Below are 12332 nucleotides of genomic sequence, written 5' to 3'. Positions count from 1 at the left end.
GTAGGCAGACTTTCGGAGCGCCTTCCGGGCGCAAGCAGGAAATAAACCCCTTATAGGGGTTGAGCAAGCCACCGGCTAAGCCGGTGGTATTGACTCCCTCAAAACAGGAAAAGGAGTAAGGAAAATGTTTGAACAAATTATTACCAATGTAAGAAACAATGTTCCACTGGTCCATGCTATTACAAATTATGTAACTGTAAACGACTGCGCCAACATCATTCTGGCAAGCGGAGGATCTCCCATTATGGCAGATGATATCAATGAAGTTACTGATATCACCGCTATTTCTTCCGCTCTTGTACTGAATATGGGAACCCTGAATGAACGTACCGCCCTATCCATGCTGGCAGCAGGAAAGAAGGCAAATCAGTGCGGTCTGCCAGTTGTTTTTGATCCTGTGGGAGCCGGTGCATCGGCATTTCGGAAAAAATTAGCGTATCAGCTTCTGGAAGAGATCCAGTTTTCCGTAATAAAAGGCAATATATCGGAAATTAAATTCCTGGCAGCAGGAGAAGGAAAGACTGCAGGTGTGGATGCCTGTGAAGGGGATAAAGTGACGGAGGACAATTTAAAAGGTGTGGCAGACTTCGCAAAAGAGTTCTCAAAAAGAACCGGTTCCGTCATCGCGATTACAGGAGCCATTGATTTGGTTGCTGATGGGAATCTTGCGTATGCAGTCAGAAACGGTCATATCATGATGAGCAGAATCACTGGAACCGGCTGCATGCTGGCTGCTGTTACCGGAAGCTATGTAGGAGCAAATCCCGGCAGTATTTTAAAGGCCTCTGCAGCTGCCGTATGCGGGATGGGACTGTGTGGGGAACTGGCATATAAGAAGCTTAGCCAGCTTCATGGGGGCACCGGTACATACCGTATGCTGCTGATTGATGAGATGAGCAGACTGAATGAACAGATGCTGGAAGAAGGTGGAAAATATGAATGTTTCTAAAGAAACTATGCTTTTATATGTGGTGACCGACCGGACCTGGCTTAACGGGAACAAACTTCATGAACAGGTGGAGGAAATTATTAAATCAGGTGCTACGTTTATTCAGCTTCGGGAAAAAAATCTGGATTACGACAGCTTTGTCGCAGAGGGAAAAGAGATCAGAAGAATCACTGAAAAATATAAAATACCCTTTGTAATCAATGATAATATCCAGGTAGCTCTTACTGTAGGGGCAGATGGTGTTCACGTAGGGCAAAAGGATCTGGAGGCAAAAAAATGCAGAGAGCTGATCGGAGAAGACATGATACTTGGAGTATCGGCGCAGACAAAAGAGCAGGCACTTCTGGCTGAGAAAAACGGTGCAGATTATATCGGGGTGGGTGCAGTCTTTGAGACCTCCACCAAAACAGATGCCAATCCTGTTACCTTTGAGACTTTAAAAGAAATCTGCAGCTGCGTATCCATTCCCGTAATAGCCATAGGCGGAATCAATGAGGATAATATTTTAAAACTGAAAGGAAGCGGGATTGATGGAGTAGCAGTTATTTCTGCAGTTTTTGCTGCCAAAGAGAAGGAGAAAGCAGTAAAAACTCTTTTATCATTGGTGAAGGAGGCGGTTTTATGAAAAAAGTACTGACAATTGCAGGCTCTGATTGCAGCGGCGGTGCTGGTATTCAGGCAGATTTGAAGACAATGACTGCACACAAGGTATATGGGATGAGTGTAATTACAGCGCTTACTGCCCAGAATACCACAGGTGTCACATCTATTATGGATGTGACACCTGAATTTGTAGGACAGCAGATGGATTGTATTTTTACCGACATTTTTCCCGATGCGGTGAAGATCGGCATGGTATCAAACAGCGGAATTATCGAGACGATTGCCACGAAACTGAAGGAATATAAGGTGAAAAATCTGGTTGTCGATCCGGTTATGATATCAACCAGCGGTTCTAAGCTGCTTTCTGAAACGGCAATGGATGCGCTGATTGGAAAACTGCTGCCTGCAGCACTTCTTGCCACGCCCAATATCCCGGAAGCAGAGGCCCTTTGCAATATAAAAATCACCAGCAAAGACCACATGGAAAAAGCGGCAGAGGCAATCTTTCAAAAGCTGGGATGTGCAGTTTTAATAAAAGGAGGTCACCTGACAGAGACTTCTGATGATCTTCTCTATACCAAAGAAAACATGGTATGGATGACTGGAAAACGCATTGACAATCCCAACACCCATGGAACCGGATGTACGCTGTCCTCCGCCATTGCCTGCAGTCTTGCCAATGGCTGCACGCTGGAAGAGAGTGTTAAAAACGCCAAAGCGTATATTACAGGAGCTTTAAATGACCAGTTAAACATCGGGAAAGGCAGCGGCCCTTTAAATCACATGTGGGGATTGACATAATCTGTAAACTGTTATAAAATAAGTAAACTACCAGTTTACTTATTAAAATGATGGGATACAGGAGGTATTACAATTGGGAGCGGAAGAACGAAAACAACAGGAAAAGGAAATTAAGAGAAAGGATATCATAGACGCAGCGGAAAAAGTTTTCTTTGCAAACGGTTATGAAAATTCTTCCATGGATGCAGTTGCAAAAAAAGCAGAATTCAGCAAACGGACCGTTTATGTATATTTTAACAGTAAGGAACAGATCTATTTTGAAATTATGATCAGAGGTTACAGACAGCTGTTAAGAATGATGGAGGAAGGGTTTGGAAATGAAAAACCAGCCAGTGCGCTGGATGAGCTTCACTGCATTTTTTACACCTTATTCTCTTTTCGGCAGAAGCATGCAGATTACTTCAAAGCAATCATGGAGTATGAAACCAAGGATGATGGATATCAATGCGGCGTCACAGATGACTCCAAAGAAGAGTGTTACCGCCTGGGGGAGGAAGTTCTTTCCTTTCTGATAGAGGCGCTGAAAAAAGGGAAAAACGATGGAAGCTTTAAGCGGGATATGAACTGTGAGAAAACTGCATTGATTTTATGGGCATTTACAATTGGAATTTTTAATGCATGTGGAAGGAAAAAGGAATATCTGGAGAATTATCACCATACTTCCGTAGAAGATTTCTTAGAGGAGTCCTTTCAGTTGATGATACAGCTGGTTTCGGCAAAGGAGACTGTTGTATGAAGGTCTTTTTAAAGATAATAGCCTGTGCAGTCAGTTTCATTATTTTCCTGTTGTTTGTATTATTTATTCTGGGCGGAGGATTTATGAAGCAGTCATATTTAGAACCGTGGAACAAAAATTATGCATCAAAGTATACCGATCCCCGGGTGCGCCTGACTGCGGCCGGTCTGCTGGCAGCAAACAACCACAATATGCAGCCGTGGAAAGTGAAACTGGATAAAGAAGATCCCATGGTATTTTACTTATATGCAGACAGCCTGAGGACAACCAAAGAGGTAGATCCGCTTTACCGGCAGATGATGATTACTCAGGGTACATTCTTAGAGTATGTAAGAGTGGCCGGAGAAAAGGAAGGATTTCAAACAGAGATTGCCATCTTTCCAGAAGGTGAATATGAGGAAAATGATATCTTAAGCAGCATGGATAAAAAGCCGGTAGCTAAGATTACTCTTATCCCTTCCAAGCAGGAGGAAAGTCCTCTATACAGTGGAATATATCTGGCAGATACAAACCGGGGAAATTATAAGATGGAAGCACCTGATTCTTCCCAGATCTCCCAATTATTAAAATTACCGGATCAGGACAGTCTGTCCATAAATCTTTATACCGATCAGGCTGATTTAAATAAAATCGGCAATTACGTTATGGAAAGTGCAACAATCGAAGCCGGGGTTACCAGAGCAATGGATGAATCCAATGCAATTTTCCGTGCAAACGAAAAGGAAAAAAACAAGTACCGATGGGGCTATTCGGTGGAAGGACAGGGAGCTTCCGGCCTTAAACGGTATCTGCTCCAGGGATTAATCACCATGTTTCCCTCTATCAACGAAGGAAAAGGTGCATCTGAAAACTTCATTCATTATACGAAAACAGCAGTCGATCATACTGCCGCCTATGCTGTCATAACAACCAGCGCGAACACACGGACAGATCAGGTGCTCAGCGGTATGCTATACAGCAGGATGATTCTTACGGGTCATACCATGGGTCTTGCCATGCAGCCTCTCAGCCAGGTGCTGGAGGAATATCCGGAGATGAAACTGCCCTATGATAATTTCAGAAACGATTATGCCGGCCAGGGCAAGACTGTACAGATGCTCTTACGAATAGGGAAACCGGAAACAGCTGCTCCAAATTCCATGAGGAGAGATGTTATGAGTTTCATAATGGAATAAATTGTAAAATTTAGTCGTTTTTTGAAATAGATATTTGTAAAATAAACAATCCCAATGTATAATAGATTTAACTACTATGACAAGGGGGATATGTTTCTATGAAGACAATAAAAAGCAAGCTGTTTTTTGTTATATTTCTTTTGTTATTTGCGACCTCAGCGGTCAACGTGATTACAGGTATCAGCGCCAGTTATTACAGTATTACCGAGAACACCAAAAGTGATATGAATGCTATGGGAGAGATTGCCAACACTGCATTGGCCGCGGAGATCAGTCTATTAAAGGAACAGGCAGAAAGTCTTGCCAGCCAGCTGGGAACGGTGCAGTCAGGTGATATGGGTAAGAAACTGAATGCTCTGGATGTGGTAATGAAAAATACGAAATTTAAAGCACTGGCGGTTGCAGGTCCGGACGGAAAGCTGTCCAGTACGGATCAGGCTCTGGATGGGCAGGATTTTTCTACCAAAACGTTCTTCACAGACAGTTTAAAAGGAAATACTACAATCTCCTCAACGGAAGCATTGGACAATCAGATGGTATTTTACGTCTGTTCTCCTTTGCCTTCTCAATCAGGTGTGGTGATCGGTGTTCTGGACAGCCTTTACTTCAGCAGAATTATTGAAAAAATTGTAATTGGTAAGACAGGCAATGTATTTATGCTTGATAGTACTGGTACCTTCGTAGCCAATAAGAGACCCAATCTGGTGGAAGAAAGACAGAATTTTATTGAGAAAGCGAAAACAGATCCTTCCCTTGTAAATGCGTCAAAGGTATATGGCAAGATGATAAAGGGGGAAAAAGGAGTAGACAGATACGAATATGAGACAGGTGCCAGAATCTGTGCCTTTGGCCCTGTGAGCAATTCCGATGGCTGGTCCTACGGAGTGGTGGCACCTGTTAAGGAGATGACCTCCTCCATTATATACACAATTGTATTGCTTCTTGTTTCCTCTTGTGTATTAATCATTATTGGTATTGCTGCAAGCTTTATGCTGGCAAACCGCCTGTCGAACCCAATTAAGAAAATTACCAGACGTATGGAGCTTCTGGCTGACGGTGATTTGGAAAGTGAAGTTTATATCCATAACAGCAAGGATGAGATTGGCATATTGACCAGAAGTATCGCTGATATGGTAAGTTCCCTTAAATCTTATATTCAGGAAATTGCCTATATCTTGCAGCAGGTATCGGCAGGGAACTTAAGCGTGTCATCGGATATTGAATATAAGGGCGAATTTATAGAAATACAGACATCATTAAACCAGATCACAGATCAGCTAAACAAAGCATTTGGTGAAATTATAATCTCAGCCAGACAGGTAAACAGCAGTTCAGAACAGGTAGCGGAATCCTCCCAGCAGTTATCTCAGGGCGCCACAAGGCAGGCAAGTTCTGTGGAAGAAATAGCCGCAACCATCTCCGATATTTCACACCACATCAGTTCCAATGCCGATAATGCGGAACTGGCCGGAACCAAATCGCTACAGGCGGTAGATCAGGTCAGCAGCGGAAAGCAGGAGATGGATAAACTGGTAAGCGCAATGAATGAGATCAATGAAACATCAACGGAAATCGGAAAGATTATAAAAGTTGTGGAAGACATTGCTTTTCAGACTAATATTCTGGCTTTGAACGCAGCTGTGGAAGCTGCAAGAGTTGGTGAGGCCGGAAAAGGATTTGCTGTAGTGTCAGACGAAGTAAGGAATCTGGCCGGAAAAAGTGCAGATGCAGCCAGGGATACGGCTGCTTTGATTCAAAAATCCATCGAGGCTGTTAAAAACGGAAATGAAATTGCAATAGAAACCTCCCATACTCTTGAGCAGATTGTGACAAGTACAAGAGAGGTTTCCCAATTGGTCAACCAGATCTCCAATCGTTCCTTAGAGCAGTCGGAAGCCGTTACCCAATTAAAAATCGGCATAGAGCAGGTTTCCGGAGTGGTTCAGTCCAATGCTGCCACAGCAGAAGAAAGTGCAGCGTATGCACAGGAGCTGTCCGGGCAATCATTAATTATGACCAGTCTGGTTTCCAAATTTGAATTAGCAGGGAGCAATAAATAAAATGATCAGGGGGTAAAGATTTGGAGTTTGGTGAAAAACTGCAGTTATTGAGAAAACAAAACAATCTGACCCAGGAACAGCTTGCATCCCAGCTGTATGTTTCAAGAACTGCGGTATCAAAATGGGAAAGCGGCAGGGGCTATCCCAATATTGACTCCCTTAAATGCATATCAAAGCTGTTTGGTGTATCCATTGATGAGCTGTTAATGGGAGAGGAGCTCATTATCCTTGCTGAGGATGAGAACCGCAGAAATCTGGGGCAGATTTTTAATCTGGCCTATGGAATTTTTGATTTCATGGCAGTGTCTTTCCTGGTACTTCCACTTTTTACTCAGGAAGAAGGGGGACATTTTCTCTCAGTGCCATTCTTTAAATTTACAGATAATCCTATATGGGGGATACTTTTGTCTGCCGGTTTTATTCTGTGCCTGACACTGATTGGCGTGATAGAACTGATTGTACAGATGAAGGACCATGAGACATTAAGAAAGAGGATGAACCAGTTTTCCCTGTTGGTCCATTCCATGGCAGTCCTCTTTTTTATCGCATTCCGCCAGCTGTATGTAGCGGCATTTCTGTTTCTGCTTCTCATGGGCAAGGTGGTGCTGTTAATAAAAGGTCCTGCCAGATAAAAGTAGTTGATACAAGGTTCCAGGCCTGTGACACCATTCGTGTCATAGGCTTTTTCTTTTAAGTTACGTCAGGTGTCTTGCTTTTTTCTGCATAAAAGAGGAAGATTGGGGATAGAAATAAAAAAGGTAAAGCAGGAGGAATGAAACCAATGGGTTCCATAGTAACAGAGTTTTTTAAGGTTGTATTTTTGGGAATTGTAGAAGGTATTACAGAATGGCTGCCGATCAGCAGTACCGGGCATATGCTCCTTGTGGATCAGTTTTTACAGATCAGCGGGAGTGAGGGGTTTAAGGAAATGTTCTTTGTTGTGATTCAGCTGGGAGCAATCCTTGCTGTAGTAATCCTGTTCTGGAACAAAATGTTTCCATTTCAGTGGAGTGATAAAAACAGCCCCTTTCTGATAAAAGAAACATTTCTTATCTGGATTAAGGTAGTCATTGCCTGTGTGCCGGGAGCAATTGTGACCATTCTTTTCGACGATTATATTGACGCCCGGTTTCAGACACCACAGGTGATTGCAGCAGCTTTGATTTTTTATGGAGTCGCATTTATCCTGATTGAAAACTGGAATAAAAGACGTACACCAGCTATAACTAAAATAGCAGATATTAATTACCAGACAGCGTTTATTATTGGGTTATTCCAGGTGCTTTCCATTGTTCCCGGCACCTCACGTTCCGGTGCAACCATAATCGGTGCTTTGCTCATTGGAGTATCCCGGACAGCGGCAGCTGAATTCACGTTTTTTATGGCAGTTCCTGTAATGTTTGGCTTAAGTGCTATCAAGATACTTAAATTCGGATTGACCTTTTCCGGGGAAGAACTATTTATTCTGGTAACAGGAATGGTTGTTGCGTTTGCCGTTTCCATACTGGTTATAAAATTTCTGATGAGTTATATAAAGAAACACGATTTTAAAGTTTTTGGGTGGTATCGCATCATACTTGGCATGATTGTTTTGCTTTATTTTTTCCTGAGATAATTTTTTAAAATTACATGTTTATTTTTTCCAGCCCCTGACGTTGTGTCAGGGGTTTTTGCCGGTTTAAAATCAATTTTGATTACACCTTTTTTATTTTTAAAAGAATTTCTTGTAATTGTTGCGTTCATTTATTAAAATGGAAGGAGAAATACAACGGGATCAGGACATAAGATATTTAGATATATAAGAAGGGGAAGCATTTATGTATACCATATTCCTGTGTGACGATATTCAAGAAACCCTTGATGAGTACGCAAGCCTTATTAAAACAATTGCAGAAAAAAATCAAATCCAAGTCACAATCTCATCGTTTAGTTCTGGAGAACAGCTCTTATTTCATCTTTCTGACAGTCCGGGTCAGGCGGATATCATTTATATGGATATACTCATGCACCAGTTAAATGGGATTGAGACTGCGAGAAGATTAAGGGATTCCGGCTGCCAGTCAGAAATTATTTTTCTGACTACCAGTGACGAATATGTATTTGAAGCATTTGATGTCACTCCTGTGCAGTATTTACTAAAAGGAGAAACAACACCGGAGCGATTTGAGAGAGTATTTCTTCAGGCAATTTCCAGAATTCAAAAGAAAGGCAGCGATATATTTTTGTGTGAATCACAGGGAGTGCAGAAAGTGCTGTCTGTAAGCAGTATTTCTTTTTTTGAAATAACAAAACGAATTGTAACGGTTCAATATAACGGTTCAGAAGAATTCAGCTTTTACTCTTCTATGGAGAATATAGAAAATCAGCTGTCAGGAAAGGGATTTGTACGCGTACACCGCTCCTATATTGTAAATCTGTCTTATATTGTAATGTTTCAGCAAAATGCTGTTTGCTTAAAGACAGGAACGGTAATCCCCCTGGGGGTTACGTACATAAAGCAGGTAAGGAAGGCTTTTTCTGATTATATCAGCCGGATCAGCCTCCATGTACCAAAGTAGAGGATAAAAGTATATGCAATATTTTATTTATATTTCATTAATGATGCTATATGATATTTATATTTTACATTATTTCAGGCGGATGTTTCATGCCAGACACGAAGGATTTGGTTATTATTTTGCGGCAGCAGCATTCAACCTGACCGTTACAATTTTTGCTTATCGCTATCTGGATCATCGGATTGCAGTCTTTTTGATGATGTTATCGGTTAATATAATTATCTACGTCCTGTTTTACGTGAACTGGCTGCAGACGACGTATGCGGGAAGTTTATATATATTTTCTTTGTATAGCAGCAGAGGAATTGTTTGTTCATTGTATTCAATTTTTTTAAAACAAAGTATTATTCAGGTTTTGTCTAATCCTGTATATTACATGTGGATATTTGTTTTATCCATATTTCTTTCCTTACTTATCTTTCAGATTACAAGAAAGGTGACTGTACCGGATTCTAAAGCCAGACCAGCACTTTATAACATGGGACAGCTTCAGTTTGTGGTTGTTTATATTATTTTTCAGTTGTTATTTCTTATGTTGGTTAACGATGGACGTTCTTATGAAACGGTTCAGCTATGGTTTACATATTTGTATCTGGGATCGTGTGTCATTGGGAAACTGTATCTGGAATTTGCGTTTCACCATACTGCCAGGGTATCGGAGCTGATTGAGTATGAGCTAAACACCAATAAGATGAAAGAACAGCTTTCCCGCCAGCTTCGTCATTACCAGTCCTACAGCAGATTTACAGAAAGCTTTAAACTATTTCGCCATGACTATGAAAAATTAATGGGATCCGTTAAATTTCTGCTTAACCAAAAAGAGTACGACAAAGCGGCAAAAATGCTTGATGATATACATGTAACCATGAAAAAAGAAGTTCTGGTTCATAAAACATATTCGGATCATATACTTTTGGATGCTATTTTACAAGATGCAGCCAATTCCTGCGAAGATCTGGAGATTCAATTTACGGCCTGTGCCTGTCTTCCTTCCGATATTTCAGCATCTGACATGGATGTCGTCTGTATTTTTTCTAATATCGTAGATAATGCCATAGAGGCCTGCAGTCAATTAAAAGAGGAAAAACGGTTTATTGAAATAACCAGCCGGGGAACCAGGGAATGGGCAATTATAGAAATTGTAAATTCTTTTGATGGAACACTGATTGAATCTGCAGGAGAATTGAAGACGAGAAAAGATAATAAAATTTCTCACGGATTTGGCCTGCAGATTATAAGACGTACAACCGAAAGTCTGGGAGGACTGCTTTACCTGGAACCGGAGGCAGAAAAAAGAATTTTTAAAATAAAGGTTTGTATACCCAGATTGCTCCAATCATAATGGATTTTTCTGTATTGGGAACGAAAAAAATAGTATTGAGTACAAAATACAACAACCTGGGAATGATATATTTTATATTTAAGTACATGTATGAATGGGACACGCTGTCAAAACCAGCTTGTCTGGAAAGAAGGGATTATATGATTAAAATACTAATTGTGGATGATTCTGTTTTTTCACAGAAAATCACTGCCAATATTATAAGAAAGCATGTAGAACAGTCAGAAATCTATTTTTCTGCTGATGGCTGGGAAGGGCTTAAGAAGTATCAGGAGCTGAAACCAGATTATGTTTTTGTGGATCTTCTGATGCCCGGTCTGGATGGGCAGAGCCTGATCAAACTGATTAAAGAATCTGATTCCACTGCTAATATCATTGTAGTTACCGCTGATGTTCAGAATCATGTCAGGGAAGAAGTTGAAAATCTTCATATCATGTCGTTTATTAATAAACCATTTACCGATGAAAAAGCCCAGATTATCTGCAATATAATGAAGGAGAAGGACAATGGGAAGCAGTGATATGACACAGGATATACTAAAGGAGCTGTTTAACATCAGTGTCGGTCGTGCGGCTGGTATTTTATCGGATATAGTCGGTCAAAAAATACATCTAAACGTACCTAATGTTAAAATCTTGAAAGCTTCTTCCGAATCCTATGCAATTGACGAGTATATTTCCATGAAGAAAAACGGTACACTTATGGTTTCTACTCTTTCATTTAAAGAAAATTATACAGGAAAAGCAAGCCTAATTTTTTCAGCGGAAAAGATGAAGAAATTTATCAGTCTCTGCCTGCAGGAAGAGCAAAGCGACAGTGACGATATGGATTTTAATGATGTTGATTTTGATATTATTAAAGAAATTGGCAATATTATATTAAACTGTATTATAGGAGAGACGGGAAATCTTTTAAATATCAGCTTTAAATATACACTGCCGGAGGTCAGGCTTTTTAATGCCATGGAATTTAAATATGACTATCGGAATACAGATAATGTATATGTGTTGATTTTATATATAACCTTTGTTATTGGGGATACAGAGATTGAAGGGGCAATTATCGTTGACTTATCCCTTCATTCAATCAATGATTTATTAACGAGGATTCACAAGCTAGAGGAATCACTATATGAATAAATTATTATATCAGGTACTGGACAACTTAAATGAGGGGATTGTTCTGTTAAATGAGGAACTGCAGATTATTTACTGGAATTATTACATGGAAGATATTACAAATCTGAAACGGTATGATATTCTCAATCAGCCGATTGTTGATATCCTGCCTAATTTTAGTATGAGATATTATCTGGATGCTTTTTATGATGTGATAGAACAGGGAACGATCAGTTTCTTTTCCGGTGCAATCCATAAGCAGATGCTGAATAATTCCGATCACTTTAATCTGAAAATGAGCAGAATAGAAAATGAAGATAAACATTTTATACAGTTGGAATTTATGAATGTTACCAGCCAGTTTAATCAGATCAAGCAATTAAAATCCTATGTAAATAAATTATGGGATACCAACAGGGAACTGAAGGAAAAGGAAAAGATAATCCAAAAGCTGGCATATCATGATAAATTAACGGGTGCTGCAAACCGCAGTTTATTCTATGAAGTCTCATCCAGCTTACTTCTCCAGGCTAAAAGGAATAAGACTCTTTTGGGGCTGATTTTTTGTGATGTCAATAAATTCAAATCCATTAATGACACCTACGGTCATGAGTTTGGGGACAAGGTACTGATTCATATTTCCCAGCTGCTTGAGAAGTCTGCACGAGAAAGTGATATGGTATGCCGGTATGGAGGAGATGAATTTGTTATTCTTCTGCCTGACATGAAAGATGTTGACAATTATAAAGTTGTTGCTTCCAGAATCGTGAAACTTACCAAAAAACCGGTGAAGATCCAGAACATAACCATCTCTCTGTCCATAAGCGGAGGTATCAGCTTTTATCCAATTGATGCAGATACCGTAGACCAGCTGCTTGTAAAAGCGGATGCCGCCATGTATGCGGCAAAGCAGCTAAAGGGAACAGAAACATATTTTTACCGAATGGAATAAAAAGGAAAATCCGGTCACTTCCTCTCCGGTAAGCATA

General features: G+C 40.4%; 13 protein-coding genes. All 13 read left to right on the top strand.

The annotated features are described in order from the left end of the window. Positions 1-124: 124 nt before the first annotated feature. The 13 genes from thiM to BXY41_RS20445 all read left to right on the top strand — a co-directional run bounded on the left by thiM (position 125) and on the right by BXY41_RS20445 (position 12295). Positions 125-949: a hydroxyethylthiazole kinase gene (gene thiM, locus BXY41_RS20505; RefSeq protein WP_104438736.1), complete on the top strand. Its 825-nt coding sequence runs from the start codon at positions 125-127 to the stop codon at positions 947-949. Further along, positions 936-1574 (top strand): thiamine phosphate synthase, encoded by a 639-nt coding sequence (gene thiE / locus BXY41_RS20500; RefSeq protein WP_104438735.1) that lies wholly within the window; start codon positions 936-938, stop codon positions 1572-1574. Before thiM ends, thiE begins: the two co-directional genes overlap by 14 nt. After that, positions 1571-2353 (top strand): bifunctional hydroxymethylpyrimidine kinase/phosphomethylpyrimidine kinase, encoded by a 783-nt coding sequence (gene thiD, locus BXY41_RS20495; protein ID WP_104438734.1) that lies wholly within the window; start codon positions 1571-1573, stop codon positions 2351-2353. Before thiE ends, thiD begins: the two co-directional genes overlap by 4 nt. A 73-nt stretch (positions 2354-2426) precedes the next feature. Next, a complete protein-coding gene (locus BXY41_RS20490; RefSeq protein WP_104438733.1) occupies positions 2427-3089 on the top strand; it encodes a TetR/AcrR family transcriptional regulator in 663 nt (220 codons plus the stop codon). Then, positions 3086-4264 carry an Acg family FMN-binding oxidoreductase gene (locus BXY41_RS20485; RefSeq protein ID WP_170072487.1) on the top strand — a complete coding sequence of 393 codons (1179 nt, stop codon included), beginning with the start codon at positions 3086-3088 and terminating at the stop codon, positions 4262-4264. The genes BXY41_RS20490 and BXY41_RS20485 overlap by 4 nt, the downstream gene beginning before the upstream one ends. A gap of 98 nt (positions 4265-4362) precedes the next feature. Further along, positions 4363-6324 (top strand): methyl-accepting chemotaxis protein, encoded by a 1962-nt coding sequence (locus BXY41_RS20480; RefSeq protein ID WP_104438732.1) that lies wholly within the window; start codon positions 4363-4365, stop codon positions 6322-6324. 20 nt (positions 6325-6344) lie between these two features. Continuing rightward, positions 6345-6956 carry a helix-turn-helix domain-containing protein gene (locus tag BXY41_RS20475; protein ID WP_104438731.1) on the top strand — a complete coding sequence of 204 codons (612 nt, stop codon included), beginning with the start codon at positions 6345-6347 and terminating at the stop codon, positions 6954-6956. A gap of 149 nt (positions 6957-7105) precedes the next feature. Next, positions 7106-7939: an undecaprenyl-diphosphate phosphatase gene (locus tag BXY41_RS20470; RefSeq protein ID WP_104438730.1), complete on the top strand. Its 834-nt coding sequence runs from the start codon at positions 7106-7108 to the stop codon at positions 7937-7939. Positions 7940-8141: 202 nt separating this feature from the next. Then, positions 8142-8882 (top strand): LytR/AlgR family response regulator transcription factor, encoded by a 741-nt coding sequence (locus BXY41_RS20465; protein WP_104438729.1) that lies wholly within the window; start codon positions 8142-8144, stop codon positions 8880-8882. A 13-nt stretch (positions 8883-8895) separates the two neighbouring features. Then, a complete protein-coding gene (locus tag BXY41_RS20460; protein WP_104438728.1) occupies positions 8896-10224 on the top strand; it encodes a sensor histidine kinase in 1329 nt (442 codons plus the stop codon). A gap of 140 nt (positions 10225-10364) precedes the next feature. Then, a complete protein-coding gene (locus BXY41_RS20455) occupies positions 10365-10745 on the top strand; it encodes a response regulator transcription factor (RefSeq protein ID WP_104438752.1) in 381 nt (126 codons plus the stop codon). Beyond that, positions 10732-11364, top strand: a complete 633-nt coding sequence (locus BXY41_RS20450) for a chemotaxis protein CheC (RefSeq protein WP_104438727.1) — start codon at positions 10732-10734, stop codon at positions 11362-11364. The genes BXY41_RS20455 and BXY41_RS20450 overlap by 14 nt, the downstream gene beginning before the upstream one ends. Further along, entirely contained in the window at positions 11357-12295 is a 939-nt protein-coding gene (locus tag BXY41_RS20445) for a sensor domain-containing diguanylate cyclase (protein WP_104438726.1), read from the top strand. The genes BXY41_RS20450 and BXY41_RS20445 overlap by 8 nt, the downstream gene beginning before the upstream one ends. Positions 12296-12332: the final 37 nt, after the last annotated feature.

The sequence above is a fragment of the Lacrimispora xylanisolvens genome, assembly GCF_002934545.1.
GTDB lineage: Bacteria > Bacillota > Clostridia > Lachnospirales > Lachnospiraceae > Lacrimispora > Lacrimispora xylanisolvens.
The sequence above is the reverse complement of the archived record's forward strand: the minus strand, read 5'-3'. Positions and strand labels throughout refer to the sequence as shown.